Origin of the sequence: Methanoplanus limicola DSM 2279, from assembly GCF_000243255.1 — an archaeon.
Taxonomy (GTDB): domain Archaea; phylum Halobacteriota; class Methanomicrobia; order Methanomicrobiales; family Methanomicrobiaceae; genus Methanoplanus; species Methanoplanus limicola.
This window is the reverse complement of the sequence record NZ_CM001436.1, coordinates 820,573-846,881: the sequence shown is the minus strand read 5'-3', so window position 1 is coordinate 846,881 and position 26,309 is coordinate 820,573. Positions and strand designations below refer to the sequence as shown.

At 43.3% G+C, this 26,309-nt stretch carries 27 protein-coding genes; 16 read left to right on the top strand and 11 right to left on the bottom strand.

Annotated elements, in window-relative coordinates:
• Positions 1–325 precede the first annotated feature (325 nt).
• Complete coding sequence (locus METLIM_RS04085) at positions 326–970, bottom strand: winged helix-turn-helix domain-containing protein (RefSeq protein ID WP_004076649.1); 645 nt, start codon at positions 968–970, stop codon at positions 326–328.
• 428 nt (positions 971–1,398) lie between these two features.
• Here METLIM_RS04085 and METLIM_RS04080 point away from each other — a divergent pair, with 428 nt between their 5' ends.
• Entirely contained in the window at positions 1,399–2,442 is a 1,044-nt protein-coding gene (locus METLIM_RS04080) for a phosphoribulokinase (RefSeq protein WP_004076648.1), read from the top strand.
• 130 nt (positions 2,443–2,572) lie between these two features.
• Here the strand turns inward: METLIM_RS04080 and METLIM_RS04075 are convergent, their stop codons facing one another.
• Positions 2,573–2,755 (bottom strand): hypothetical protein, encoded by a 183-nt coding sequence (locus tag METLIM_RS04075; protein ID WP_048145584.1) that lies wholly within the window; start codon positions 2,753–2,755, stop codon positions 2,573–2,575.
• A gap of 262 nt (positions 2,756–3,017) precedes the next feature.
• On the opposite strand from METLIM_RS04075, the gene METLIM_RS04070 reads away from it, so the two are divergent.
• The 10 genes from METLIM_RS04070 to galU all read left to right on the top strand — a co-directional run bounded on the left by METLIM_RS04070 (position 3,018) and on the right by galU (position 13,908).
• A complete protein-coding gene (locus METLIM_RS04070) occupies positions 3,018–3,752 on the top strand; it encodes an ABC transporter ATP-binding protein (protein ID WP_004076647.1) in 735 nt (244 codons plus the stop codon).
• A complete protein-coding gene (locus METLIM_RS04065; RefSeq protein WP_004076646.1) occupies positions 3,734–4,852 on the top strand; it encodes a SufD family Fe-S cluster assembly protein in 1,119 nt (372 codons plus the stop codon). The genes METLIM_RS04070 and METLIM_RS04065 overlap by 19 nt, the downstream gene beginning before the upstream one ends.
• A 68-nt stretch (positions 4,853–4,920) precedes the next feature.
• On the top strand, positions 4,921–5,544 hold the full coding sequence (locus tag METLIM_RS04060; RefSeq protein WP_004076645.1) for a cyclase family protein: 624 nt from the start codon (positions 4,921–4,923) through the stop codon (positions 5,542–5,544).
• A complete protein-coding gene (locus METLIM_RS04055) occupies positions 5,541–6,149 on the top strand; it encodes a hypothetical protein (protein WP_004076644.1) in 609 nt (202 codons plus the stop codon). Before METLIM_RS04060 ends, METLIM_RS04055 begins: the two co-directional genes overlap by 4 nt.
• 75 nt (positions 6,150–6,224) lie before the next feature.
• Complete coding sequence (locus tag METLIM_RS04050) at positions 6,225–7,478, top strand: phosphopentomutase/phosphoglucosamine mutase (protein ID WP_004076643.1); 1,254 nt, start codon at positions 6,225–6,227, stop codon at positions 7,476–7,478.
• 28 nt (positions 7,479–7,506) lie between these two features.
• Entirely contained in the window at positions 7,507–8,709 is a 1,203-nt protein-coding gene (glmU, locus tag METLIM_RS04045; protein ID WP_004076642.1) for a bifunctional sugar-1-phosphate nucleotidylyltransferase/acetyltransferase, read from the top strand.
• A gap of 5 nt (positions 8,710–8,714) precedes the next feature.
• Positions 8,715–9,866: a bifunctional sugar-1-phosphate nucleotidylyltransferase/acetyltransferase gene (gene glmU / locus METLIM_RS04040; protein WP_004076641.1), complete on the top strand. Its 1,152-nt coding sequence runs from the start codon at positions 8,715–8,717 to the stop codon at positions 9,864–9,866.
• 5 nt (positions 9,867–9,871) lie between these two features.
• The gene (gene glmS / locus METLIM_RS04035; RefSeq protein ID WP_004076640.1) at positions 9,872–11,611 is read left to right on the top strand and encodes a glutamine--fructose-6-phosphate transaminase (isomerizing); all 1,740 of its coding nucleotides are present in this window, start codon (positions 9,872–9,874) and stop codon (positions 11,609–11,611) included.
• Positions 11,612–11,767: 156 nt separating this feature from the next.
• Positions 11,768–13,042: a UDP-glucose dehydrogenase family protein gene (locus tag METLIM_RS04030; RefSeq protein ID WP_004076639.1), complete on the top strand. Its 1,275-nt coding sequence runs from the start codon at positions 11,768–11,770 to the stop codon at positions 13,040–13,042.
• Positions 13,039–13,908 carry a UTP--glucose-1-phosphate uridylyltransferase GalU gene (gene galU, locus METLIM_RS04025; protein WP_004076638.1) on the top strand — a complete coding sequence of 290 codons (870 nt, stop codon included), beginning with the start codon at positions 13,039–13,041 and terminating at the stop codon, positions 13,906–13,908. The genes METLIM_RS04030 and galU overlap by 4 nt, the downstream gene beginning before the upstream one ends.
• A 120-nt stretch (positions 13,909–14,028) precedes the next feature.
• Here the strand turns inward: galU and METLIM_RS04020 are convergent, their stop codons facing one another.
• The 8 genes from METLIM_RS04020 to METLIM_RS03985 all read right to left on the bottom strand — a co-directional run bounded on the left by METLIM_RS04020 (position 14,029) and on the right by METLIM_RS03985 (position 19,109).
• Entirely contained in the window at positions 14,029–15,099 is a 1,071-nt protein-coding gene (locus tag METLIM_RS04020) for a GHMP family kinase ATP-binding protein (RefSeq protein ID WP_004076637.1), read from the bottom strand.
• Positions 15,100–15,135: 36 nt separating this feature from the next.
• The gene (locus METLIM_RS04015; RefSeq protein WP_004076636.1) at positions 15,136–15,687 is read right to left on the bottom strand and encodes a ferredoxin domain-containing protein; all 552 of its coding nucleotides are present in this window, start codon (positions 15,685–15,687) and stop codon (positions 15,136–15,138) included.
• Between the two features lie 103 nt (positions 15,688–15,790).
• The gene (locus METLIM_RS04010) at positions 15,791–16,234 is read right to left on the bottom strand and encodes a metal-dependent transcriptional regulator (protein ID WP_004076635.1); all 444 of its coding nucleotides are present in this window, start codon (positions 16,232–16,234) and stop codon (positions 15,791–15,793) included.
• Positions 16,235–16,361: 127 nt separating this feature from the next.
• Positions 16,362–16,820, bottom strand: coding sequence for a hypothetical protein (locus tag METLIM_RS04005; RefSeq protein ID WP_004076634.1), 459 nt, complete (start codon positions 16,818–16,820; stop codon positions 16,362–16,364).
• A complete protein-coding gene (locus tag METLIM_RS04000) occupies positions 16,821–18,035 on the bottom strand; it encodes a nucleoside recognition domain-containing protein (RefSeq protein WP_052300876.1) in 1,215 nt (404 codons plus the stop codon).
• On the bottom strand, positions 18,035–18,649 hold the full coding sequence (locus METLIM_RS03995) for a FeoB small GTPase domain-containing protein (protein ID WP_048145578.1): 615 nt from the start codon (positions 18,647–18,649) through the stop codon (positions 18,035–18,037). Before METLIM_RS03995 ends, METLIM_RS04000 begins: the two co-directional genes overlap by 1 nt.
• Positions 18,650–18,666: 17 nt before the next feature.
• Positions 18,667–18,897: a FeoA family protein gene (locus METLIM_RS03990; RefSeq protein ID WP_004076633.1), complete on the bottom strand. Its 231-nt coding sequence runs from the start codon at positions 18,895–18,897 to the stop codon at positions 18,667–18,669.
• Entirely contained in the window at positions 18,894–19,109 is a 216-nt protein-coding gene (locus METLIM_RS03985) for a FeoA family protein (RefSeq protein ID WP_004076632.1), read from the bottom strand. The genes METLIM_RS03990 and METLIM_RS03985 overlap by 4 nt, the downstream gene beginning before the upstream one ends.
• Positions 19,110–19,395: 286 nt before the next feature.
• Between METLIM_RS03985 and METLIM_RS15395 the strand changes: the two genes are divergently transcribed.
• Entirely contained in the window at positions 19,396–20,667 is a 1,272-nt protein-coding gene (locus METLIM_RS15395) for a PAS domain-containing response regulator (protein ID WP_004076631.1), read from the top strand.
• Between the two features lie 846 nt (positions 20,668–21,513).
• Here the strand turns inward: METLIM_RS15395 and METLIM_RS16475 are convergent.
• Positions 21,514–21,651 (bottom strand): hypothetical protein, encoded by a 138-nt coding sequence (locus tag METLIM_RS16475; protein WP_004076630.1) that lies wholly within the window; start codon positions 21,649–21,651, stop codon positions 21,514–21,516.
• Between the two features lie 264 nt (positions 21,652–21,915).
• Here METLIM_RS16475 and METLIM_RS03975 point away from each other — a divergent pair, with 264 nt between their 5' ends.
• The 4 genes from METLIM_RS03975 to METLIM_RS03960 all read left to right on the top strand — a co-directional run bounded on the left by METLIM_RS03975 (position 21,916) and on the right by METLIM_RS03960 (position 26,301).
• Positions 21,916–23,679, top strand: a complete 1,764-nt coding sequence (locus tag METLIM_RS03975) for a CHASE4 domain-containing protein (protein ID WP_004076629.1) — start codon at positions 21,916–21,918, stop codon at positions 23,677–23,679.
• A gap of 102 nt (positions 23,680–23,781) precedes the next feature.
• Positions 23,782–24,726: a ribose 1,5-bisphosphate isomerase gene (locus METLIM_RS03970; RefSeq protein WP_004076628.1), complete on the top strand. Its 945-nt coding sequence runs from the start codon at positions 23,782–23,784 to the stop codon at positions 24,724–24,726.
• A 502-nt stretch (positions 24,727–25,228) separates the two neighbouring features.
• On the top strand, positions 25,229–26,029 hold the full coding sequence (locus tag METLIM_RS03965; RefSeq protein WP_004076627.1) for a hypothetical protein: 801 nt from the start codon (positions 25,229–25,231) through the stop codon (positions 26,027–26,029).
• 17 nt (positions 26,030–26,046) lie between these two features.
• Positions 26,047–26,301, top strand: a complete 255-nt coding sequence (locus tag METLIM_RS03960; protein WP_004076626.1) for a DUF4405 domain-containing protein — start codon at positions 26,047–26,049, stop codon at positions 26,299–26,301.
• Positions 26,302–26,309 lie beyond the last annotated feature (8 nt).

Below are 26,309 nucleotides of genomic sequence, written 5' to 3'. Positions count from 1 at the left end.
ATTTTCTGTTGTGCCATGTCTAATCCCTTTGTCATTATTATTCTTTCTGTTATGCTATTTATCTGAAGGTATATTGACCTGATCCCTATGCGGGTTTTTGGTCTTTTATATATATTGCAGCGTCAGAGTCTGCTTAAAAAAGAGGACAATAATTGTTTATTTTTCTGTTTTGGATGCCTGATTTGATTGTGCCGGTATTATCCGGAAAATTTTATTCCCGGAAAGCCGGATAATAATGTCAGTGTCATGGTGGCTGCCGGATAATATTTTCTGATTTACTATGTGTTTTTTTGAATATATGTCCCCTTTATCTGTAGTCCTGAATTTATAGGGCCTGATACTCTGTCTGAATTTTCTGGTTCAGATTCTCATTGTGGGATTTTATCATCATAATCAGTGTGATTGATTCTCCTTCAAGGTTTACAGAATGAATTACTTTTGCTGTGTATCCTTCAGCAGGCATCTTTATTATTGAGATACAGTCTGAATCCGGTTCATTAAATGCTTTTTTTCTTGATTCAATGACTTCCGCCCCTATTTCATTTCGTGATATGAAGGCGGAGATCTTCTCTTCAGTTGTCATTTTTCCGCCAGGTATCAGTTCATCAATGATTGTCTCCATTGATTTATTGTAGTATGTGACTTCATCCCTGAAGTTGAGAACGAATAGTCCTTCAAATATATTTTCAATGACTGTAATTACCGGAATTCTCTTTGAAATATTGTATATTTTTGTATGCCCGCACGATCTTGCCTCTATATATCCCGCTGCTGCAAGCACCATGGCATACTTTCTTATTGTATTTCTGTTGATGTCAAGTGTGTCTGATAACTGTGTTATTGTAACTCCCCTTGGATCATCTTTTATCACTTCCATGATGCTGATAAGTTTGTCTGCGTTTTCAGGTTCTGCAAACCCTGTTATCTCTCTGCGTATAATCTCCGGTAATTGGTCATTGTTTATGTACATATTGTCTCCTTTCAGATCACATTTATTTTTAATATCTTCTCTTATCCTTCCGTATATCAGTCTGAATATCTGTCTGCTGCCGTATTTTATATGTATAAAAACTGTACCTGTGATTATTGCAGCAGGATAATTTTTCTATATGATATCTGGGTTCGCACCCTATTAACGATATGCGTATATGCATGTGGTTTGTGATAATGGGGTCTTTGGTTATAATTATCTTCCGGTTTACGGCGCTTCATGCTTTCCGGAGGAGATATCCTGCTGAAATTTTTCAAAATATTCTGATTATAACTGCCTTAATGCCCTGAATTGATAATATCAGGTTTTTTTGATTTGAATATATTTTTTTGTGTGCACAAGGGCCTGACGTATTATATTCTGTCTGGCTATTATTTATAATGCAGAAAATCCTATTCTAATTCGTTATGTCCTGCATTGATGAATATCTGAGCGAGTCCGGGAAATGTAGAAACCGTTTTTCCGGTGATGATGAATATTGCTTCTCTTCTTCCGGAAAAGGGATTAATCTGAAGAAAATTATTGAAAATTCCGGTTTAATTTTTGTAATCGGAGTTTCGGGTGATTCAGGTTCCGGCAAGACTACATTTACTGATGCAATAAGGGAGATATTCGGGCCTTCCTTTGTCTCTACAATTACGCTTGATGATTATCATATTCTTGACAGGGAAGAGAGGAAAGAGAAGAATATCACACCTCTTCATCCGGATGCAAACAATTTCAGTCTCCTTGAAGAGCATCTCTCTGATCTGAAATCCGGAAAAGAGATATTAAAGCCGGTTTACAACCATAAGACTGGGAAATTTGATGAACCTGTTCCTTTTTCATCATCAAAGATACTTATTATGGAGGGTCTGCATGCCTTTGCAACTCCAAAACTGAAAAGTCTGACTGATTTTTCCATATATGTTAATCCTGAAACGAATGTGAAGTATGAATGGAAGATAAAGCGTGATGTCAATGCCAGAGGTTATGATAAAGAGGATGTTCTCTCTGAACTTGAGGCGAGAAGAAAAGATTATGAGAACTTTGTCCTCCCGCAGTCAGAATCTGCTGATGCCTTAATTGAAATATCTGATTCATCCTTTGACAGTCCCTCACTAAAGGACAGAGGGGTTTATAAGATTACATTATATCAGAAACGCCTTGATAAGACTGTTAAAAATATCTGCCTCAATTTTGACCTTTTTGCTATTAATTCACTGGCAGACAGGAATTTCAGGTTTGATTTCAGGGTGACTGAGAGGGGTGGAGAAAAGATAGGTGCACTCTCGCTTGACGGTGAATTCCAGTACGATGTTATCAGATGCCTGGAATTAAATATTGAGGAGCAGACCGGAGTTTCGCCTGTTTCATTATTTGAAGGCCGGGATTATGTAACCGCAACTGAAATGATTCAGCTTCTGCTGTCATGGAGAATTATCAACAGAAGAATTCAGATGGAGTCCTGATTTTTGACTTTTAAGGCGTGAATTCCTCCTGCGCAGGCTGAAGTCAGTTCACGCCGCTTAAGACAGTAATTCAGTGGTTTTTCTGTATTATATTCTTCACAACATATCTCCGGCACGGTTCATATGCCGGTTATACGCATATTATAATGCCGTCGCCTCTTCTTTTTTCACCGGAATTTCTGCAGTTCCTGTGTGGACTGCTGTGGTCTTTCTCCGTTTCTTTCATTGCTTTTCGCTTTGAATATTCTCTTTTACTTTCGGATGATGAATAGTTCTTTGCCCTTTCTGCAAGCAGATAGAATGTCTGGCTCATATCTGCATTTATTTAAGGCCTGGTATAAGTCATTTGGCCGTGCGCAGGGTGAAAGTAAAAAAACCTTAAATTATGACTAAATGACGACATGGATATATTATTAGTCTCAAAAAGACTAAAGAGATTTATGTTACAGCCGGAAATTTTATTCATAAGAGTCACAAATAAGCAGAGTATTTCAGACAATGTCTGAAAAAATATATGCTTATGAGGGACGGGCAGTAAGAAAAAATATTCCGGATGAGAAATGGATGTGATATGAGTGCTTAAAATTGAGAATCTCCATGTGAATGTTGAGGGCAGGGAAGTCCTGCATGACTTAAACCTTCATATAAAGGAAGGAGAGACACATGTTCTTATGGGGCCGAACGGTTCCGGAAAAACAACTCTTCTAAGGGCAGCAATGGGCTTTTCAGGATATGATGTCACTGAGGGCCGGATATTTTTTAAGGGCCGTGATGTGACTGAACTCCCTATGCATGAGAGGGCCAGATATGGGATGGGAATTATGTTTCAGCGCCCTCCGACTATTTCAGGCCTGAAACTTGGAAAACTTCTGCAGGCCCTTTCCGGTGCAGAAAGGAAGGTTATTGAAGAATATGCAAAAAAGATGCATATGGATGACTTCCTTGACCGGGATGTAAATTCAGGTTTTTCCGGTGGTGAAATAAAAAGAAGTGAAGTTCTCCAGTTAATGATTCAGCAGCCGGATTTTGTAATGCTTGATGAGCCTGAAAGTGGGGTGGATCTGGAAAATATCTCACTCATCGGGAAGTCTATTGCAATGCTTGTGGAGAAGGACAGACACATAATTAACCGGCATAAATCAGGACTGATTATTACACATACCGGGTATATTCTGGACTATATTGATGCTGATGCGGGGCATATGCTCTGTGACGGTGAGATTAAGTGTGACGGCAATCCGAGAGAGATTTTAAAGGTTATTCAGGAAAAAGGCTACCAGGAGTGCATTAGATGCCAGAAGATATTATAAATCCGGATATTTCGGCGGAAGATCGGGAGAGAATCAAACTTTCCGGGATTGAATTCTCATCTGAACACAGATCCGGCACATTCATCCAGACAGATCAGCACATTCATCATTCCTCTTCAAAGATAGAGGGGATAGAGATGCTCCCTCTTGAAATTGCCCTTAAAAAATATGACTGGCTGAAGAATTACTGCTGGAACCTGGTGAAGAAGGATAAGGATCAGTATACCGAATTTGTCGCCGGAAAAGAAGCTGAGGATGGTGTCAGGGGCTTTGCCGTTATTGCCAAAAAAGGCAGCAGAAATATATTTCCTCTTCAGTCCTGTCTTTTTATGCAGAAATCTGAGATTCAGACCGTTCATAATATAATTATTGCCGAGGAAGGTGCTGAGCTTCATTTAATTACAGGATGTACGAGCAGCCTTGGCCGTCAGAAAGGGACACATTATGGCATTACTGAGATTTATGTGGGTAAAGATGCCCTTGTCAGCAATACGATGATTCACACCTGGGGCGAGAATATCAATGTATTCCCAAGAAGCGCCACTGAGATTGGTGAAGGCGGGACATTTCTCTCCAATTATGTCAGTTTAAAACCGGTCGGTGAAGTGCAGATGTATCCGGTTGCATACCTTAAGGGTGAAAACTCAGTGGCAAGGTTTAATTCAGTTATCCTTGCACCTGAAGGCTCAAAACTGGACCTTGGTCAGAGGGCTGTTTTAGACGGTAAAGGTTCAGGTGCCGAACTGATCTCAAGGGTTATCACAACCGGAGGGGACGTCATATCAAGGTCTCATATAATCGGTGCAGAGGAGGATACAAAGGGCCATATCGAGTGTAAGGGTCTGATACTAAAAGATGGTCTTATCCACGCTGTTCCTGAAATTGAAGGTCGGCTTAAGCAGACCGAACTTTCACACGAGGCGGCTGTAGGAAAGATTGCAAAGGATGAGATTGAGTACCTTATGGCAAGAGGTCTTGATGAAGAGGAGGCAACGGCAACTATCGTCCGCGGTTTCCTTGATGTCAGGATAAAGGGGCTTCCTGAGCAGCTTCAGAAGCAGATAGATGATGCTATTGATGCGTCAGAGTCCGGATTTTAAAGTGTATTGATTTATTATTTTAATTTGGTAATTTCCTTTTTTTTCGGAAAAATTGGTTCTTGTGTCTTATGGCAGTTTATGATGTGACCCGGAAGGTTTGTGATAGACTTATGGCTTATCCGGGAGATCCGGCGGCTGAAATTTATTCTCAGACTACAGATCACTGCATGGTATCAGAGATTAGTATGTGCTCGCACAGCGGTACGCATATTGATGCACCAAGGCATTACCTGCCAAAAGGATGTTCTGTTGATATGATAGATCCCTTCAGGCTGATCGGACCGGTTGTTGTGGTGGATTCCGGTGTTAAATGTGGTGAGATTGCAGCAGAATGTTTTTTGTCTGAGCTGAGAAATGAAAACTGCAAAAGACTGCTTATAAAGACCGGATTTTCGTATGAGGATAAATTCCGGGAGGATTATCCCTATCTCTCTGAGGGTGCCGCCCGGATGATTGCTGATGCCGGTCTGCTCTCGTTTGGCATTGACACACCGTCAGTTGATCCATACGGGGGGAGTGGAGAGAATCACCGGATCATACTCTCTGAAAATATTCCGATAATTGAACTGCTGAACCTCTCGGATGTTAAGAGCGGTTCATATTTTATGTATGCACTTCCATTACGTCTGAATGGACTTGACGGTTCCCCGGCACGGGTTATTCTCACAGACCCGGAGGATGAATTATTATGAATATCATTGAAGAAGCAGTAAAAAAACTTGAAGAGAAATTATTTGGCAGCGGATGCGATGACGGAGTTGCGGTAATCAGTATAAAAGAGGGCGGGAGGATATGTCCTTTTTCGTCAGGCAGATGTCTGGAGTCTGCATATGGCGGAAAGAGCGTTTATATGTCAACCGGGTGCCCGTTTGAGGTGAAGACAAAGGTATCCTTTATGTATGATTCTGAACTGAATGACGGCCTTAAACGAACGGCTGCCTGTGCACTTGTCAATTCCCTGACAAATTTTATGTGCTTTACAAGACTTTCCTCGCCCTGCAGTGAGGGTATGGAATCTGAATGCCTCAAGAAGCTTAAGGAGATTATTGGGGACAAAAAGGTCTTCCTAAACGGAAATATGCCATTTCTGAGTGAAAAACTCAGTTCACAGACTGTTGCCTCCCCTGAAGAGTCCGATCTGATCATCATCTCCTCAGACGGTATTATCAGCGACTGCGGCGTTGAAATTACAGATCAGTACCGGGACAGGAAGGAAATTTTATTTACAGGTCCTGGAACTGCCGGAATCTGCAATATTCTGAATTTAAATCACTTCTGCCCCTATGGGAATAAATAATTCCTATTACTGTACGGCTGCCTGTAATGGTGGCCGTCCGCCAAGTTATTTTATCCATGAAATCAAACATAAATTATGCTTTTCGGCTCTTCGGGGATAAGACGCCCATTTGGCCCTGAACTTTTAGACATCGGACTTAAAGCCGGTTTTGCCGCCGGCAGTAATGTGGATAGCATCGTTGTCGGTACAGATACCAGAAAAACCGGCCCTGCGTTGTCTGATGCCTTTACAGCAGGGGTACTCTTCTCAGGTGCGGAAGTTGTCTCAGGCGGGATTGCTCCCACTCCGACAATCGCAAATGCAATCAACTACTGTTGTGCAGGTGCGGGGTGCTCAGTTACGGCCTCACACAATCCTGAAAATTACAATGGAATAAAACTGATAAATCCGGACGGTTCTGCATTTACAAAGAAACAGCAGGCCGAAATTGAAGATAATATTAAGTCCTGCAAAAATTCCGACTGGAAACGGCAGGGCGAAGTACGTCAGACTGACATTATCCGTCCTCACATAGAGAACATTTTAAAGAGTGTTGATATTGGTGATACTTCAGTCATTCTTGACTGCGGGGGAGGTGCAGGTTCGGTTATAACACCGCTCCTCCTGAGAGAGGCCGGTGTGGATGCACGGTGCATAAACTGTACACCATCAGGAATATTCCCACGCCCTTCAGAACCTCTTGAGGAGAATGTTCATTACCTCAAAAAAATGGTTAAAGGCGGCAGTTTTTCCGGCGGTCTGATTCATGACGGTGATGCAGACCGTTTTATGGCGATAGACGGAAGGGGACGTTATATTAAAGGAGATCATCTCCTCGTCCTTTTTGCAGAGTATGCCGGTGCAAAAAAGGTTGTAACAACTGCCGATGCCTCAATGGCAATTGAAGAGTCAGCAGAAGTCAGGAGAACCCCTGTAGGGGACTCATATGTCTCAGAAGAACTTCTCTCATGGGGAGATTTCGGCGGAGAACCTTCCGGAAGCTGGATATTCCCGAAAAATTCACTATGTCCGGACGGCATATATGCAGCGGCGCTTTTCTGCCGGATTGCCTCAGAGACTGACATTGCAGAGGCAGTTGATGAACTTCCTGACTATCCGATACTCAGGAGTTCTTATTTCTGTGAAAACGGGCGTGATGTCCTGACAGCACTTGGCGCAGAAAATCCGACAGACGGTATAAGGATAGAGGATGAAGACGGGTGGTGTCTAATCCGTGCGAGCGGCACAGAACCAAAGGTCAGGATTACAGCCGAAGGGAGAACAGTGGATACTGCGAAGAGGATGAAGGAGAGAGGCCTTGGCCTTTTGAAGTCAGCAGCGAAGAAGTAATATTAAGAGGGAATTAAGGGATTTAAATATGGAATGTGTGATTCTTGCAGCCGGAGAAGGCAAAAGAATGAGGCCGCTTACGACCTCAAGGCCAAAGGTTATGCTGCCTCTGGCAAACAGGCCGATGATTGAGCATCTTATGAATTCAGCTATAAAGGCAGGTATAACTGATTTCATATTTGTTGTTGGTTATCATGAAGAGGCTGTCAGGGAGTATTTTGGCGATGGTTCTGAATTCGGGGCAAATATAAGATATGCTGTGCAGAGAAGCCAGAGAGGTACTGCGGATGCTTTAAACGCCGTAAAAGGACTTGTATCTGATGATTTTCTCCTCTTAAACGGAGATATGGTGATGAATGCAGAGGATATATCCGGACTTTCAGGTGCTGTATCGCCCTGCATGGGCGTATTTAAGAGTTCTCATCCCCAGGACTACGGGGTCATAACAACAGAGGGCAAAAGGGTAACCGGCATATTTGAGAAGACTTCCGAACCAAAGGGTGATCTCATAAATGCGGGGGCATATCTCCTTGAACCGGGTATATTTGGTATAATCTCCAATCTTGAACTCTCAGAGAGGGGTGAATTTGAGCTTACCGATGCCCTTATGGAATATGTATCAACCGGAAATCTGACAACCTATGCTCTCTCTGAATGGGGTGATGTGGGTGAACCCTGGAATCTTCTCGATGCCAATGCTGCTATGCTTGAGAATTTAGAAGGAAATATTGAGGGTGAGGTTGAGGACTTTGTTGTGCTGAAAGGTGCGGTATACCTTGGTAAAGGGAGTACAATACGTTCCGGGACATATATTGAAGGGCCGTGTGTAATCGGTGAAAACTGTACAGTCGGGCCTCATGCATATATCCGCGGTGCAACCTCAATTGGTGACAACTGCCATGTCGGCCATTCATCTGAGCTTAAAAACTCGGTAATTCTTCCGGATACGAAAATCCCTCATTTCAATTATATTGGCGACAGTGTAATCGGCTCAAAATGCAACTTCGGGGCAGGTTCAAAGATCGCAAATCTAAGGCATGACAAGAGGGACATCATGGCAGGCGACAGAAACACAAAGAGGAGAAAGTTCGGTGCGGTTGTCGGTGACGGTGTTCTCTTCGGCATCAACTCATCCGTAAATCCGGGCGCGATAATCGGAAGCGGTGCTGCAATAGCGCCCTGCACCCTCGTTGAAGGAAAAATTTCGGACAATACAAAATACGGACGGTGAAACTTATGCAGGCAGTAGTACTGGCAGGAGGAGAAGGCCATAGGTTAAGGCCGCTTACAAGGGGAATTGCCAAGGTTATGATTCCGGTTGCGAACAAACCGATAATCGACTATGTCCTTGATGCCCTTGTTAAAAACGGAATCAATGATATTATTGTTGTTGTGGGTTACAGGCGTGAGCAGCTCATCCGCCACCTCAACAATACAGATTATCCTGTTACGATTGTCACACAGAAAAAGCAGATAGGAACTGCAAACGCACTTCTCTGCGCAAAGGATCTGGTTAAAGATCATTTCCTTCTTCTTCCGGGAGACAATTACATAGATGCTGAATCTGTCTCCAGGATTAAAAATGAGAGAAATGCGGTTTTAATCTCCAGACATCCGTACCCCTCAAATTTCGGTGTTGTGAAGATATCAGACGGTAAAATCTCAGGCATACGTGAGAAACCCGGCGAAACTGAGAGTTTCCTGGTCAGCACAGGAATTTTCTCCCTTGACCGGGAAATATTCGGATTTCTTGACAGGTGTGAAATACCGGAGATTATAGAATACCTGAAGAGAAGCGGAAAACTTTTTACGGCAATTACCACTGAATGCTGGAGAGATGCCATATATCCCTGGGATCTCCTTCGTATGAATGAGAGGACTCTCAGGATGATAACGCCTCAGCTTTCCGGAAAGATCAGCCGAAATGCTGTTATAAGCGGAAAGGTGAGCATTGGTAAGGATACAACAATTGCTCCCGGTGCGGTTATCCAGGGTCCTGCAATTATTGGTGAGGGCTGTGAGATAGGGCCTAATTCATGTATCATGCCCGGAGTTTCGGTTGGCAACCGGACGAAGATCGGGGCATTCACCTGCATTGAAAATTCGATTGTGATGGAAGACTGTGTTGTCGGAACACATTCGCTGGTTAAGGATTCTGTTATTGGTTCCGGCTGTATTCTTCTGGATCATATATCTACAGTCAGCACAAGATCGCTCGTTGAGACCGAAAGCGGCCTGATACATGGCAGGTTTGGAGCTATTCTCGGTGACGGTGTTGAAGCGGCGCCTTTTACAATCTTTAAAGGTGCAATTTCAGGTTCCGGCAGTAAAATAGAGACCGGAAGGACGATTGAGGGCATTCTTCCTGAAAACTCGATAGTGAGGTGATAAATATGTGTGGGATTGTCGGTTATTTTGGTTATCGCAATGCATCGGATGTTGTAATCGAGGGTTTAAAAAAGCTTGAATACCGCGGTTATGACTCTTTTGGAATTGCAACTGTGGATGAGGAGGTGAAAGTCTACAAATGCGCCGGACGCATATCCGAGTCATCCGGTGAGATCTGCGGTACAGGAGGCACTGTATGTATTGGGCATACCCGGTGGGCAACACATGGAATTCCGGATAAGATTAACGCCCACCCTCATACGGACAGCACCGGAAGGATTGCCATTGTCCATAACGGCATTATAGAGAATTATATGTCCCTTAAATCAATGCTGATTAAGGAAGGTTGCATCTTTAAATCGGATACTGACAGTGAGGTCATAGCCCATCTCATCGGGAAGTATTATAACGGTGATCTGCTGGAAGCTGTAACAAGGGCGACAGAGTATCTTGAGGGCGCATATGCATTTTTATCGGTTGTTGCCGGGGAGGACAGGATTGTTGCTGCAAGGGATAAAAACCCCCTTGTTATAGGAATTGGCGATGCTGAGATTATTGCCTCTTCTGATGTCACCCCTATCCTTGAATATACCCGTAATGTCTATTATGTCGATGACGGGGATATAATATCCATTGATTCCAATGGCGCTTCTGTCTTTAATTCCGGAGTTTCAAAGGCGATTGTGACCGACGTTATCGACTGGGAGATCGATTCGGCCAGGAAGGGCGGTTTTGACCACTATATGCAGAAGGAGATCTATGAAGAGCCTGACGTCTTTTACCGGACATTCAACAGTGAGATAGATCCTGATTTCATCAGCGAGTTAAAGTCTGCCGAAGAGATCTGCGTAATTGCATGCGGGACATCGTACAATGCAGGTCTTTTATTCAGGTACCTAATGGAGATGCACTGTGACACTCCTGTACGGGTCGAGGTCGCTTCAGAATGCCGTTTCTTCAGGCCGAGAAGAGGTTCGGTTGTAATTGCAGTCACGCAGTCAGGTGAGACTGCTGATACTATTGCGGCTCTGAATATGGCAAAAGCATTCGGCTGCACCACTGCGGCGGTCACAAACGTGGTCGGAAGTTCGGTTACAAGGGTTGTGGATTACTCATTATGTACAAGAGCCGGGCCTGAGATCAGTGTTGCGGCAACAAAGTCCTATACTGCCCAGGTTGCAGTCTTCATGTCAGTCCTGAGGGAACTCTGTAACGGGAGTATCAAAGAGGACCTCGATGAGATTCACAAGGTTATTGAGGATGCCCTTTTGGTTGATGTCTCTGAAGGGGCTGAGATGTGTGCCGGTGCTTCTGACATTTTTTATGTAGGGAGGGGTTTATATTATCCTGTTTCGCTGGAAGGTGCTCTTAAAATAAAGGAGATTACCTATATTCATGCAGAGGGCTATGCCGCCGGAGAATTAAAACACGGGCCAATCTCTCTTTTATGTGAAGAAACACCAATTGTTGCGGTCTGCACAATGGATGTATCCTATCCTGTCATGCTCTCCAATATTAAGGAGATGAAGGCGAGGGGTGCTCCTGTAATTGCAGTAGGCACTGAGGGTGATGAGGACCTCGATGATGTTGCAGATGTCTGCATTTATGTGAAGAAGTCAACTCCTCTTGGAGAGATGCTTGCTGTGATTGTTGTGCTTCAGATGCTTGCATACCAGTCTGCCGTGATTCTTGGCCGGGATATTGACAAGCCAAGAAATCTGGCAAAGAGTGTTACGGTTATCTGAAAATTCCATATATTTTTCTGATCCGTTTTTTCCTGCATTGTGGTTTCATCCCCACACTGCCGGAAATATAAGGGCACTGCATCACTCTGCTGTACAGGAGGCCGGAGGTTAACTTCATTTTTCTCCGGCGACAAATAATTAATACAGGAAATTTTCATGAAAATATCAATAATAGGATCAGGTTATGTGGGGGTTGTAACCGGTGCATGCCTCTCGGAATTCGGGCATGAGATAATTTTTGTAGATATCGATCAGAAGAAGATTGATCTCTTAAATAAAGGAATTCCCCCGATATATGAACTGGGGCTTGCTGATATTTTAGAGAAGAATAAACATCTTATCTCTGCAACAGACGATTATAATTCAGCTATTGGTGCTACGGATCTGACTTTTATCTCTGTAGGCACTCCCTGTGCGGAGAACGGGACAATTGATACGGTTTATGTCAGATCTGCGGCTGAGAATATCGGTTCAGCCCTTAAAAACACCGGTAAGAAAGATATTCATACCATTATAGTGAAGAGCACCGTCTTTCCCGGAACTACGGAGTCCGTTGTTCTGGATGCACTTGAGAGGATGTCCGGAAAAACTGCGGGTGAGGGATTTTATCTTGGCTGCAACCCGGAATTTTTAAAGGAAGGAGTTGCGATTGAGGACTTCATGAATCCTGACAGGATTGTCATAGGTTCTTATGATGATGGTGCGGGAAGAGTCCTCAGTGAACTGTATGCCTCCTTTGACTGCCCTAAGGTGATTACAGGTATCAAAACCGCCGAGATGATCAAATACACAAGTAATGCTTTCCTTGCAACCAAGATCAGTTTTGCAAATGAGATTGGAAATATCTGCAAAAAGGCCGGCATTGATACTGAAGAAGTCTTTAAGGGTGTTGGGCTTGATGCAAGGATAAATCCCTCATTTTTCCGGTCAGGAATAGGCTTTGGGGGGTCATGTTTCCCAAAGGATGTCAGAGCACTCCTGTCTGGTGCGGCGGAGTCCGGAGTGGATACAGCAATTCTAAAAGCTGTTCTTGATGTAAATGAGGCCCAGCCTCTGGTGATGATTGACCTGTTAAATAAGCATATTCCTGATCTTAAAGGAAGGAAAGTTGGCCTTCTTGGCCTGGCATTTAAGCCCGATACTGATGACATAAGGGAGAGCCGTGCAATTCCGGTTATTTCAGCCCTGACTGATATGGGCGCTGAAGTTGTAGGATATGATCCCCTTGCATCGGAGAATATGTCAGTTCTCTTCCCGGATGTTGTCTATGCAAAGGAGATTAGTGAAGTTATGGCATGTGATGCTGTGCTTATCACAACCGAATGGCCGGAGTTTGAGAACCTTGATTACTCCGGGAAGCTTGTGATTGACGGCAGAAGAGTTCGGAGAGCGGCTGAAACTGCTGAAATATACGAAGGTGTCTGCTGGTGACATCTGTAAAAAAGGCTGTCATTCCTGCTGCGGGGCTTGGCACACGGTTTCTTCCGGCGACAAAGTCCATGCCAAAGGAGATGCTCCCTCTGATTGACCGGCCGATAATTCAGTATGTCGTTGAAGAGGCAGTCAATTCCGGAATTGAGGATATTATTATCATCACCGGAAGGAGCAAGAGGGCAATTGAGGATTATTTTGACGACTCTCCTGAACTTGAGATGCACCTTGAGCTGAACGGGAAGACTGATGAACTGAATCTGATCCGTGAGATTTCAGACATTGCTGATATTCATTACATCAGGCAGAAAGAGCCGAGAGGGCTTGGGGATGCAGTACTCCGGGCTGAGAAGCATATAGGTGATGACCCGTTTGCAGTTCTTCTCGGTGATGATATCGTTAAAAATTCAAAGCCCTGCACAGGACAGCTCATTGATGTCTATTGCAGGACCGGGTGCTCAGTAATCGCCATTGAGGAGGTGCCTGATGAGAAAGTATCAAGCTATGGTATCATTGACGGAAAAACTGTCGAAGAATCCCTCTATAAGATACTGGACATCGTTGAAAAACCGGCACTGAATGAGGCCCCGTCAAGACTTGGTGCGATTGGCCGTTATGTCTTTACACCGGAACTGTTTGAGTGCCTCAAAAAAACTGAGAGAGGTGTCGGCGGTGAGATCCAGCTTACCGATGCAATAAGGATGCTGAACGGAATTCAGGATGTCTATGCCTTCTCTTTTTCAGGTAAGAGATATGATACCGGTGACAAACTCGGTTATCTAAAGGCTATCTTTGACTTTGCGATGAATGACCCTGAAATCTCGGAGAGCATACGCGGGTATATGTCTGAGGCCTTAAAGAGATAATCTCAAAAAAAATTAATTTCTGTTTTATCATCAGGATTTTTGACATTATGTCCGGAGATCCTGATGTCCTGATTTTAATCTCCGGAATTTCGGCTGGTTATCCGGAAATTTGTGGGATATTTATCCAAACTGTATTCCTCTGTTGTCAACCTTTGTTTTTATGGCAATCTCAAGACCAATTGGTCTTAGTATATCATTCATCTCCTCTTCTCTGAGTTTTGTGATTACTGCAATTGAAGGGCCGACTGAACTCATGCCTACAAATTCCAGTCCTGCCTCCTTTAACCGGCTCATGTAATAGTAGATCTCGAAGGAATTGTGCTCAACTTCCGCACGCTTTGATCCTCTAAAATCCATCTCCCAGATGATCTCTCCGAGTTTTTTTATGTCGTTTCTGCAGAGCGCCGGTATAAAATCCATCAGTACAAAATATGCCTTCAGTTCCCTGTCACGTGAGTCAAGCGTCCTTGCCCTGTTCATCAGGATATTGAATTCCTCCTCTCCCGATGCCTTAGCTTCAGTAGGGGGGATTATTACATAGACGTTCTCGTCTTCTGCAAAACTATGATGACATACAAGGGTCAGTTCATCGCCTAAAACTGCCATGCCCCCGTATGTCGCCGCTGCAGGTCCGACTCCTGTTTCAAACCCGCTGATTATTTTCCCGTCGGTTGTCTCTTCGACATAGTTGCACCCTATGAGATACCTGATCTCTTCATTGCTGAGCGGTGATCCGATAGCCCGGTTCATTCCGTGGCAGACTGCAAGGAGTACTGAACCTGTCGAACCAAGGCCGACATGCTTTTTTTCATGGTCCTTTGCATAGATTTTAAATCCGCCGGAATAACCGGTAGCTTCCTTAAATACCTCTATGAGGTGCCTGACTATAGGTTCCCTGTTATAGTCAATCTCGTTTTTTCCGTCTGTGACTTCAACTACAGAATTGCAGTAGCACTGGATTGCAAACCCAATACCTCCGCCGCCAGGCCTGTTGGGTGCAAACCTGTTCATGTCAAGGACAGTCAGATGGATTCTTGCCGGAACTGTGACCTCTACAGGCTTTTCTGAAAATTCCGGCTTGAAATTCCTTTTATCGATACCACGAGTTCTGATATTCTCACCCACTTCAAATGGTGAAAAATCATACTCGACAAGATCCAGGTCTCCGCCCCGGATCATAAGTCTGGGCATTATTATCCTCTTTTTATCAAAACAGAGCTTAATTTATTATCGGTCAAAAAAAATGCTCTTACCTGAGGCTGACAGCGGTATGCCGTATGCTACGGTGCAGTCACCGGGCCAGCCAAGTTTCAGTGCTCCAACGCCGGCCGAAAACATGATTCTGTTGTCTATGTTATGTATTGATGCAGTCTTTGCTGCGGAACCTACTGCGATTCCGAGATCAGCCTGCCTTAATACGCAGTTTGGGCCATGAAATGCAGTGTCACGTCCTGTATTCCGGATAGCTTTCTGCTCTCTGAGCATACCGGAGCAGGTTGGAAAACCACATCCTCCGCAGTTTAAGCCAAGTGAGCCGTCACCTTTTACGCCGATAATTACACAACAGTCGCTTTTTTCAATGTTTCCGGCATCGCGGAGGAAGAAGTTCAGGTTATTCTCCTCTCCGAAACTCCTCATCGAAGCGGCCAGTGCACCAAGTTCATCCTTAGAAACGATCTTAATCTCAATTACATCGCTTCCCTTTGATTTTGGTGCAGTGCGTGCAGAGACTGCCATAAGTTTTGCGACAATCTCAACTGCTTCGCTTTCGATGAACATCAGATTTACATCATCTTTTAGGATATTTATAATGTTTGAAAAAAAGTGGCTTTCTGTAATTTTAATTCAGGGTTTTCGTAAGAACCATTTTATGGTTTATCTGTTAGTATTTTCCTGAATCAATCATTCTTTTGATATCTTCGGAGATCGTCCGGTTGTTCTCAAGGATTTCAATCAGGGTTCTGATCTGCCGTACTGTTTCGGGATGGAGTTCATGCTCCATAAAGCATGCGTCCTCGTTTGCAGTCTTTTCAGGAACTTTTATCAGCATCAGAAATTTTTTGAGTGTCTCATGACGATATTTTATGACCTCGGCAATCTCCCGGCCCTTCTCCTTCAGAACAACCCCTTCATATCTCCGGTACTCTACAAGCCCCAGTTTGTCAAGTTTTTTAAACATCTCGACAACGCTTGAGGGGCTGAGGGACATCTCCTCTGCTATGTCCTTTGTCCTTGCATAACCTTTCTGAATGGTGACATTGAGGATTGATTCAAGGTAATCCTCAACTTTTCTTGACAGGTTGCATGCTTTTTTTTCTGCTTTCATTAGTCACTTCTGCCGTTTATGGTCATATTCCGGTTCTGATCATTTAATCTGTGGTTATCTGTTTTTGTTCAGATGTATTATATACCTACAGATTTTTTCATCAATGTGCAGTTATTTTTATTCACCATCAGTTCTCTTCAAGTCTGAAGTAATAAACTGCGAATACCAGTGTGAACGGAAGGAGAATTACCGCCGGTGCATATGGCGGTGCAAAGGCACTTATGAAACCTGACAGTGAATTGAAGAATTCTGCCGATTCCTCTCCTGCCGGAATATTTTCACACAATGTTGCAAATATGTCTGTACCGGCGACAATCCAGATCATTACAGCGCCCAGAAATGATTTTGAGAACTGTTCAATCCTGTGGATGTCTTTTGCTCCGGAAATCAGCATAATCCCGCCAAATATTACAACAAGACTTCCCCAGACCCACCTGAAGAAGTCATCTCCGCCGATAGTGAACAGACCAAGATCTATTGTCTGGTATATTCCCGACCATACGATTATATTTAATATTCCGGCAGCAAGGGCTGCAATTCCTATAATTCCTGTATATAACTCTAATATATTATTCTTATTTTTCATTTATGCTACCCCCAGGAGTATTCCGATGAGGTGTATCAGTCCGCCATACAGGAATACAATTATTGCAAGCAGTCCTACTGCGGCGGCAAGTTCTTTGACTCCCTCTTTTAGCATGACAACAAATGTTGCGACACACGGGAAGTAGATGGATATCAGTACAACGGCTGTTATCATCTGGTATGGGGTCATGGCAATTGTGGACAACTGTGCTACTGCAAGATCCTTCCTTAAGAATGCTGCAATCAGGGGTCCTACTGTCTCTTTAGGGACACCAAACCATGTAACAAACACCGGGGCCAGTATATCGGCAAGAGCCTGAATGACTCCGAGAAGGTAAAGGACATTTACAAAGAGTATTCCAAGCAGAACGAAAGGTATTGCATTTATGAAAAATCCTTTCGTTTTTACCCAGAGTTTTTTGTAGATATTCTGTAATGTCGGTTTTCTGTATGGTGGGATGTCGATTAGAATTTCGGGGTTCCCGCCCGGAATGATCTTTCCCAGTATAAATCCAAAGAGGCAGAATCCGATTATCAGGTAAAGCATCACCCACCCGACAGTCTCCGGGATTACATCGAGCATTATTCCAAGCTGTGCTCCGCAGGGGATAAATACTGCAAGAAGCACCATCATGATAAATCTCTGTTTCCTTGTCTCAAGGTTTCTTGTTGCTGTTACAGCCGGAACATTGCATCCGAGTCCGAGTATTGCAGGAACTATTGCATACCCGTGAAGGCCAATCTTATGGAATATTCCATCCATCAGCACTGCCAGTCTTGGCAGGTAACCGGAATCCTCAAGGAAAGTCATCATGAGGTAGAATATGAATATTGCCGGCAGCACCACTCCTATTGAGACAAAAAGTCCGGAAGTGAGCATCCCGAAGGCCTCAAAACAGTTGTCTGCAAGCGGGTCGCCTACAAAGAGGAAGTAAAGCACGCTGTCGGGGTCGGGCCATACATTCTGAATCCATGGCAGCCAGTAATTGTCAAACAGTTTCACCATGAAGCCATCCGTTACAAGTGCCCCTGCGAAGGAGCTGAATATACTCCAGAATGCGTAAAGGACAGCCAGTGCTACCGGAATTCCGGTTAATGGCTTAACTGTAAGTTCACTGAGGTAATCCTTAACTGAGGGCTTATATTCTCCTGTGGTGACTGTCCGGTTTGCAATAAGGTCAACAATCTCCCATCTCTTTGCCGTGGATATTGTCATCAGAGGCCACCTCCGCCGCAGAGTCCGCATCCGGCACAGCCGCCTTTGGGTTTCTCCTCGGTAATCTCTCCTTTTGCCCTCTTTTCTATCAGATCTATCTCCGATTTCTGTGCATATCTTATTTTGCCGGTGAGGTCCAGCAGTCCCTCTCCGCTCAGTGCCGATGTGGTTATAACCGGGATTCCGAGTATCTTCTGAAGATTGTATATATCGACCGAAACCCCTTTTTCATGGGCTGAATCGATCATGTTTATGACAAGTACCGATTTGTAGCCCCTTTCAATGACTTCAAGAGCCAGATATAATCCTCTCTCAACCCTTGTTGCATCAAGAACTATGAATACTGTTGCATCTCTGTTATTTTCAAGAATTTTTAATGCAACCTCTTCTGCCCCGTCTTTTGGTTCAAGTGAGTACATGCCGGGAACATCGGTTATTTCATAAATTATCTCAGATGTCTCAAGGACGCCTTTTGTATAATCAACGGTAGTGCCGGGATAATTGGATACCGTTGCATCTGCGCCTGTAAGTCTGTTGAAGAGGGCACTTTTTCCGACGTTTGGATTTCCGACCATCAGAATTTTTTCTTTATTCTTATTTTTATTGCCAGCCATCTGAATCCTCGATTCTTTCACTCTGTCTTAATCTTTAGTTTTTCAGCAATTTCGTAATCGACAGCCACTTCGATTTCATTTACTATGACGACAACAGGGCCTTTGATTGGCTGTTTTGTAACCATCTTTACTGATTTCCCTGGTCTTATACCGAGGCAGTTTAAAATATGTTCACAACACGGGATGTCGTGAACAATTCCTCTTTCTCCATACTCAAGTTCTGATAATTTTTTCTCCAGAATAATCACCTATCTACTAATATTTTGTGTGCCATTCCTCTGCCCAGGACTAGAGATTCACCATGGATTTTTACAACAATGGGTCCGCATCGTCCGGAAATCATAGTCACCCTTTTTCCGGGGCAAAGTCCCCTGAGCGCAAGCTGCTGGACCAGGTGGCTTCCGCCGTTTATCTCCATTATATTGGCAAACTCTCCGGGGAGCAGTTCAGTGAGATGCATCTTCACACAATCAAATTTTTTATTTGGTTGATATTAACAGAGTCCAAATAAATTTAGGTTTTTAAAAATTTCCAAAAACTATTCGGAAAATATTCTTAAATCTAAATGTTTTCTTTATATTCGGCTGAAATTTACAGGGTTCATTGTCTGTTTATATGATATTTCGGGGGCGTTCGCGTCTATTTTGTGGAATTTTTCATATCTACTGATCTTTTTTGGATATTTTGACTGAACCAAATACTTTTCGGCCAATGTATATCCTGAATGAATATTATACCCGGAGATCATGTTTTTACAGACAACTCAGAATTCCGGCTGCGAATGCCGGATGAATAATGAATATTCCGGCCTGAAATCTATTTCAGGCAGGGATGATGAAAAAATAAGGGTTCTCCTTGTTGATGACGAACCTGGTGTCCTTGACGTTACCGGGATATTCCTTGAAAGATCAGGAAATTTTATAGTCGGATGCTGTGATTCAGCAGCTGAAGCATTAAAAGAGCTTGAGGTTGGTAATTATGATGCAGTTGTATGTGATTATGAGATGCCGGAGATGAATGGTCTTGAACTGTTGTTTGAGATCAGGAGTCTTGGGAACGATATTCCGTTTGTCATTTTTACCGGGAAAGGTCGTGAGGATGTTGTAATCGAGGCAATCAATAACGGTGCAGATTATTATATCCGGAAAGGTGGTGAGCCGAAATCACTCTTTGCCGAACTGGCGCATGTGATCAGTGAAGCTGTTGATAAACGGAGATATGCGTTGAGTGCCGGGAATTCGGAGAGGTTTATCTCCGGATTGTTTCATCATCTGCCCGACCCGACTTATGCCGTAAATAAAGAAGGTGTTGTTATTGCCTGGAACAGGGCCATTGAAGAGATGACTGGTGTAAATGCCGGTGATATTGCCGGTAAGTACGGAATCCGTCCTTCTGAAATACTGTACGGGTCAGGCAGGCCGTCACTTGCAGATATTCTGCTCAGCCCCGGTAAGGTTATGCCTGACGATTATAACGCAACAACCAATACCGGTTCTATGATAATTGCAGACGTCTCTAAGGATAAATCGGGTAAACTCTCTTACATGCGTGCCAAGGGGACGTATCTCTATGATGGCTGCGGGAATATCTCCGGTGCGATTGAATCTGTCAGGGATATTACTGAGTGGAAGGTTGCCGAGATGAAGCTTTTGAGGATGAATGAGTACAGAAAGGCCCTTATTGAGTCGCATATTGATCCTCTTGTAACCTTATCCCCTGAACTGAGGATTACTGATGTCAATGCCGCTACTGAAAAGCTTCTCGGATGCGGGCGTGGAGAGATAGTTAACTGTGAACTTCGTGAATGGCTGCCGGACTCTGAGGGAATCGGAGAGGTTTTTAGGTCACTGGACTTTGGGAAGACGATCAGGGACCACAGGTTAAAGGTTATGAAGAAATCTGGTGAGGAGATAACGGTTTATCTTTATGCTACAGCTTATTCGGATGCAGAAGGGGACGTTAAGTGCATATTTGCCGAACTCCATGAACCTCTGCCGTTTATGACCGATGATGAGTGATGACCGGCAAAATGTTGAAATATGGTATTTAATGCCCATATTTTCTGTATCGTAATTTGTGATATGTGCTGGCTCATATTTGGTTCATAAATTCTCATATGAAATAGTGCACCGTTTCATTCATTATCTGTGAACCGGCTGGTTCATGAATGACTATTCTGTTATTGTGTGAATCCGGTAGTTCTCGGTTCGTAACTGAAAAATCCATGCCTGCAATATTGCGTCTGTGCTCATGTCAGCCAGATTTTTATTCTGCCGTTTTCCGGCCGGAAATGCTCAGGATAAATTTTTTAATTCATATTTTATTGTCCGGGCAGGCATATTGACTCTGAAATGTGGTCTGATATGAGGTCTGGATTTGGTATTGCCGTTTATAATTTCCTGATATTTTTGGCGAACCGCATTTATTGGCAGTTCTGCAAAACAGATGATGTTTAATTGTTTATATTTTGGATGTTATTTTTGGCTGATGGCGTTTGATATAAATCTGAGCCCTTTGTTGTTTGTATTTTGGTTAAAAAATGGATGATTTATAACTCTTCTTAAATTCGTCTTTAAGGTTATATCGTGTTGTGCATTTATTGTATTGGTATTGTAGTGTGTATGTATTTTATTTTGTGTGCCCGGAGATCGGTACGTGCGTTGCGTGTTTAGAGGTCCTAAATATTATGGATTTTATTTAAGGTTTGTCCGGGCTGACAGGTTAATGTACCTGATTTGTCTGTTTGTAATGTAAACTTCACTTATTGCAGGTTATCGCATTATCACCTTTATTCCTGGTTTGTTCTTATTATTGTATTTTTGGATGATTTTTCCGGTTGTAAACCAGCTAATGCTTATTCTGATTTATTTATCTGCCTTTTTTTCGGCAAACCTGCTGTTGTCTCTGGAAATGCCAAAAAACTGACTCAATATCTCCTTTTTGTCTTCACTTTTTCCTTCGCTCAATTTTTCAATGCTGAATATTGATGATCTGGTACTCATATTTTACACTCTCCTTTCTGTGGTTAATGCTGATTTCCTGTTCTCATGCACGCGGGTTTCTGTCACTGCTGTGCCGCCCCGCTGTGCTATATTTTTATTGGTATTTCGGTTGTGATGAACACTCACCAAAAGAGATTGGATATGTGAGGTTCCACTGAACTATTTTTGGAATTCTGATTATTTTCCAAAAAATATTCGTGTTCTCCTTCTGATTTTCAGCACGTTTTTATATCCGGCAGATATATTAGATATTACCTGAGTGCCATGAATATCCGACAGAAAACTGTAATTATCGTAGCAACGGTCTTCTCAATTCTTATTGTTCTGCATATTGCCACATATGGCTTATTTATCCTTGGCAGTTACTCTGATGTTGAGGAGAATATTCTTAAACAGGACCTGGAAAGGGTTGTAACCGCGTTTGGCGATGATATAAATCATCTTGATTCTGTTGCCGTTGAATGGTCAAATACTGAATCTGTCAGGAATTATCTTAATGATGAATCTTCCGGGAATATTAAGGGTCTTTTAGGACCGGAAACTTTTGAAAGGCTACAGTTTAACCTGATAAATTTCTATAATGCAGAAGGGGAAAAACTGGACGGTGCAGAATATGATCTTGTAAATTACGAGTTTAAAGGCGTGGATTATATTTCTGAATCTGCAATTAAGGAATTTAATTACCATTCATACTCTCCGGAGAACAGAGATGGCCTGATGGGCATAATTATCCTTCCAAAAGGGCCGGTTATGATAACTTCAAGGCCGGTTGCCGGTGCTGATTCCGGGGATGAAATTATCGGCACGATTGTTATGGCAAGATATTTTGATGACCGGATGCTCGACCGTCTCTCTGCCATAACTAATTTCCCTGTAATTCCGGTGACCGACTCAGAAGAGATCAATCAGAAGATGGAGCGTTTTTCTGATTATGATGAGACATCGTACCCCCTGGTTACCCGCTATGAAAACGATCTCCTTTATCTTTTTGCACCGATGGATATCACCCCGGCAGATGAGGACAATCTCCTTGGAACTATCCTTATAAACGATGTCTATGGTGATGAGAAGATCCTGTTTGAGATAACAATCCCAAGAGCAGTCTATCTCCAGGGAAAATCCACTGTTATATTCTCAATTCTACTTTTCATTCTTTCAGCAATAGTTATGGAGGTTGTAATATTCCTTCTCCTTGAGAAGTTTGTTCTCTCAAGAACGTCTAAGCTGAGCAGGTCCGTAAATGAGATCGGTAAAAAACGCGACTTTTCACAGAGGGTTGTGGATGAAGGTTCTGATGAAATATCGTCACTCTCTGACGGAATAAACGGGATGCTGGGGGAACTTGAATCTTCCCAGAAACAGCTCAGGACTAAACTTGATGTTACTGAGGAGAGATACCGCCTATTCTTTAACAGTGGTAACGATATTGTGCTTGTCTGTGGAAATGGCAAAGGTCCGGGCCGTTTTATTGAGGTTAATAATGCCGCCGTTAATATTCTCGGATATTCCAAAGAAGAATTTTCAGGTATGGGGCCGGAGGAGATTATCAGAGAGGAGATCCCGGATGATCCCGGGTTTCTTCGCCGGATGAAGGAGGGACACAGTTTTTTTACGGTATATTTCGTTGCAAAAGACGGAAGGGAGATTCCCTTTGAGGTCAGTGCCCATATATTCAATAATTTCGGCACTCCTGCAACTCTCATGATCGCCCGTGATATTACTGAAAGGGTTGAGAATGAGAATATGAGGGCTGAAACTCTCAAACAGCTTGAAAAAAATATCGGACAGCTTGCAGTACTTAATGATCATCTCAGAAACCCGCTTCAGGTGATTATGAGCCATGTTCTGCTTGGTGAAGACGGGAATCCTGAAGTTATCCTAAATCAGATCGAAGAGATAACCGTTATCGTCCATAAACTTGACAAGGGCTGGCTTGAATCCTTAAAGATAAGGGATTATCTTGTCAGATATCATGGTATGAACTATGATGAAGATGAGGCGAAGAGGAACAGAGAGGATAATCAGTGACCGGAGGCTATAGTCGCAGTCAGTAAATTCCGGTAAATTGATATTTGACTTTGTAAAAATCCGGCAGGATTATTAAACTGTGGTGGTATAACCATCACAGTAATGAAATCCGTACTTGCTGATACCGCTTTGAAGATAAAATCCATGGAGATTAGGGGGGCGGGAAAGATTGCACGTGAGGCCGCTTCTGCCCTGAAAAGTCATGCAGAATCTCTTGATACCCAAAACTCCGGTAATTTTTTATCTGAAATGAGAACTGCCGGAGATATACTGCTTAAGACGAGACCTACTGCCGTATCACTGCCGAATGCAGTCAATATTATTCTTTCAGGCATGGACGGCAGTGATGATGCCGGTGAGATCAGGGCAGGAATCGTCCGGAGGGCAGACAGTTTTATAGAGCGGTCAAATTCCGCTGTAAGGAGAATCGGTGAAATCGGGGCCCGGCGTATCAGTGACGGTGATGTGGTATTAACCCACTGCAATTCTCAGGTTGCAATTGGCTGCATACTTGAGGCTCACAGGCAGGGAAAGGATATTGAGGTCTTCGCAACCGAAGTCCGGCCAAGAAACCAGGGACTGCTGACTATTAAATCTCTCAGTGACGCCGGTATAAAAACCAGTTTTATTGTTGATTCTGCTGCCCGGTATTTTATGAAGGATGTTGATATTGTGGTTATCGGAACCGATGCAGTAACAGTCAATGGTTCGGTTGTGAATAAAATAGGTACCTCGCAGATTGCCCTTGCTGCCCATGAGGCAAGAACTAGAGTTATGGTTGCCGCAGAGACCTATAAATTTGCGCCTAAGACACTCACCGGAGAATTGATCCAGATAGAGGAGAGGGACTCTTCCGAGGTGTTAAGTCCGGAAATTGCAGCGGCAATGCCTAATGTCACTGTCAGAAACCCGGCATTTGATATTACTCCGGCAGAATATATTGATCTTATCGTGACGGAGGAGGGTGCTATTCCCCCTGAGATGGCATATATAATCATAAAAGATTATCTTGGCTGGAAGATCCGTGATTTTGATAATGAGCGCTAATCTTTTGCTGCTGTTGTGAATTGTCAGGATATATCTGCATTTAGGGTGGTATGATCCTCTGCACTGTCCTGTGATGCTTTCGCCACCGTCTGCCGGACTGCCTTTAATCTTAATGCAGTTTTTGTCAGCCTGTATAAGATATCATCGGAAATTACTCAGATTTCCGAAAATAATTTCATTTGGCTTATTCTGTCAAAATTATTCGGGGTTCTGTTAATCTTTACCAAATAATGAATATTTCTGCGTGAAATACCGGGTGACCTTTCATCCGGTATAATAAACGGAAAGAGAGCATCTGCTCTGGTTATGGTTTATGGTCTGTTTATGCCCGTTATCTGAAAGTTGACGGGCCAGGATGCCTGGGTCTTCCTTTCATGAACCGGGTTATGTATGTGGAAGGGTTTAGCGTATATTCTCTGCGTTATTCACTGAATATTCACAATTCCTGACCATTGGCATATAAACAGGGCTGTTTCTCTTCTTTCCGGATTTTGGCAGAGAGATGATTTCTATGAAAAGAATTACAGTTTTATTGGTTTTTGTTATGGTTCTGGCATGTGGAATTGCGCAGGCCCATATGCCGGGTGCATCCGATGCACCTGATACAGACCTGGGGCCAGTTGTTCTCCTTGACGGTGAGGTGCCGGTAGAGATTACAATTGATGATATCGGGGCGTACCATGGTAAGATGTCCGGTGCAGAACCTGATGTCTGTGTATGCGGCGGATGCACGTACAGAGCACTCTTATGTGGCATAAATGAGATCTGGGGCGATGAAATTCCGCAGAGGTCGGATATTGGTTTTTCAAGCGGCCTTGTGAGCGATGGTGCCCTGCACTGCGCCTGGTATATCACCGGAACCGGCCCGGATATGGATGAGGCAGATGCAGGCACTCTGACTCTTTTAAATCCTGACAGAACTGTACTGACGAATTGTTCAAAACAGGCGAGGAGTAAAATTGCAAAGGAGAGATCAACTGATAATTATTATTTTGAGATAGAAAGGCTCTCAACCGGAGAATCTGTTGTACTGACTGTTTCAGAAGATGTCTTCACTGAAGGGTTTCATGAACTCAGAAAGAAAGTCAAATTCTCCAAAAATGCAGGTGATGAGGAGAATGAGCAGTTTATCGCTGATTACAGCACTGTCAGGGACAAATTTTTATTGAGTCCTGATTATGAACTCTTTAATGAAATTGAAGAAAAAGAGGATAATTCGGGCGTTATTCCGGGTGCTGTATTCCTCTGCCTGATAATTGTATGCTGTGTCGGGCTGTTCATCTCTGCGGGTAAGAATAAATAGACATTTCCGGTAATGTGATGAAAAGAAGAGATGTCATTTATTATACCGATATTGCAATGCTCGCTTCATTTGCTGCCTGTGCTGTGACAGGTTTTATAAAATGGCCGGGTCTTTTAAATCCGGTAAATTTTGTATTTTACGGGCTGACTTTTCGTGAAATTACACTTCTGCATGATTATTCCGGATTATTATTTGTTATATTCTGTTTAATTCATCTGTTTCTTCACGGAAAACGGCTCATTGTTATGACAAAGAATAAGCTGAAATACTGAGCATTGTC

Bases quoted from the DNA above. Each gene is read 5' to 3' on its own strand.
- glmU (WP_004076641.1), top strand. From the start codon at position 8,715: ATGCAGGCAGTAGTACTGGCAGGAGGAGAAGGCCATAGGTTAAGGCCG.
- glmS (WP_004076640.1), top strand. From the start codon at position 9,872: ATGTGTGGGATTGTCGGTTATTTTGGTTATCGCAATGCATCGGATGTT.
- METLIM_RS04055 (WP_004076644.1), top strand. From the start codon at position 5,541: ATGAATATCATTGAAGAAGCAGTAAAAAAACTTGAAGAGAAATTATTT.
- METLIM_RS04005 (WP_004076634.1), bottom strand. From the start codon at position 16,820: ATGAAAAATAAGAATAATATATTAGAGTTATATACAGGAATTATAGGA.
- METLIM_RS03995 (WP_048145578.1), bottom strand. From the start codon at position 18,649: ATGGCTGGCAATAAAAATAAGAATAAAGAAAAAATTCTGATGGTCGGA.
- METLIM_RS04015 (WP_004076636.1), bottom strand. From the start codon at position 15,687: ATGTTCATCGAAAGCGAAGCAGTTGAGATTGTCGCAAAACTTATGGCA.
- METLIM_RS04060 (WP_004076645.1), top strand. From the start codon at position 4,921: ATGGCAGTTTATGATGTGACCCGGAAGGTTTGTGATAGACTTATGGCT.
- METLIM_RS04065 (WP_004076646.1), top strand. From the start codon at position 3,734: ATGCCAGAAGATATTATAAATCCGGATATTTCGGCGGAAGATCGGGAG.
- METLIM_RS03965 (WP_004076627.1), top strand. From the start codon at position 25,229: ATGATTTCTATGAAAAGAATTACAGTTTTATTGGTTTTTGTTATGGTT.
- METLIM_RS03970 (WP_004076628.1), top strand. From the start codon at position 23,782: ATGAAATCCGTACTTGCTGATACCGCTTTGAAGATAAAATCCATGGAG.
- METLIM_RS04010 (WP_004076635.1), bottom strand. From the start codon at position 16,234: ATGAAAGCAGAAAAAAAAGCATGCAACCTGTCAAGAAAAGTTGAGGAT.
- METLIM_RS04075 (WP_048145584.1), bottom strand. From the start codon at position 2,755: ATGAGCCAGACATTCTATCTGCTTGCAGAAAGGGCAAAGAACTATTCA.
- METLIM_RS04050 (WP_004076643.1), top strand. From the start codon at position 6,225: ATGCTTTTCGGCTCTTCGGGGATAAGACGCCCATTTGGCCCTGAACTT.
- glmU (WP_004076642.1), top strand. From the start codon at position 7,507: ATGGAATGTGTGATTCTTGCAGCCGGAGAAGGCAAAAGAATGAGGCCG.
- METLIM_RS04030 (WP_004076639.1), top strand. From the start codon at position 11,768: ATGAAAATATCAATAATAGGATCAGGTTATGTGGGGGTTGTAACCGGT.
- METLIM_RS04085 (WP_004076649.1), bottom strand. From the start codon at position 970: ATGTACATAAACAATGACCAATTACCGGAGATTATACGCAGAGAGATA.
- METLIM_RS04020 (WP_004076637.1), bottom strand. From the start codon at position 15,099: ATGCCCAGACTTATGATCCGGGGCGGAGACCTGGATCTTGTCGAGTAT.
- METLIM_RS04000 (WP_052300876.1), bottom strand. From the start codon at position 18,035: ATGACAATATCCACGGCAAAGAGATGGGAGATTGTTGACCTTATTGCA.
- METLIM_RS15395 (WP_004076631.1), top strand. From the start codon at position 19,396: ATGTTTTTACAGACAACTCAGAATTCCGGCTGCGAATGCCGGATGAAT.
- METLIM_RS03960 (WP_004076626.1), top strand. From the start codon at position 26,047: ATGAAAAGAAGAGATGTCATTTATTATACCGATATTGCAATGCTCGCT.
- METLIM_RS03975 (WP_004076629.1), top strand. From the start codon at position 21,916: ATGAATATCCGACAGAAAACTGTAATTATCGTAGCAACGGTCTTCTCA.
- METLIM_RS16475 (WP_004076630.1), bottom strand. From the start codon at position 21,651: ATGAGTACCAGATCATCAATATTCAGCATTGAAAAATTGAGCGAAGGA.
- METLIM_RS04080 (WP_004076648.1), top strand. From the start codon at position 1,399: ATGTCCTGCATTGATGAATATCTGAGCGAGTCCGGGAAATGTAGAAAC.
- METLIM_RS03985 (WP_004076632.1), bottom strand. From the start codon at position 19,109: ATGCATCTCACTGAACTGCTCCCCGGAGAGTTTGCCAATATAATGGAG.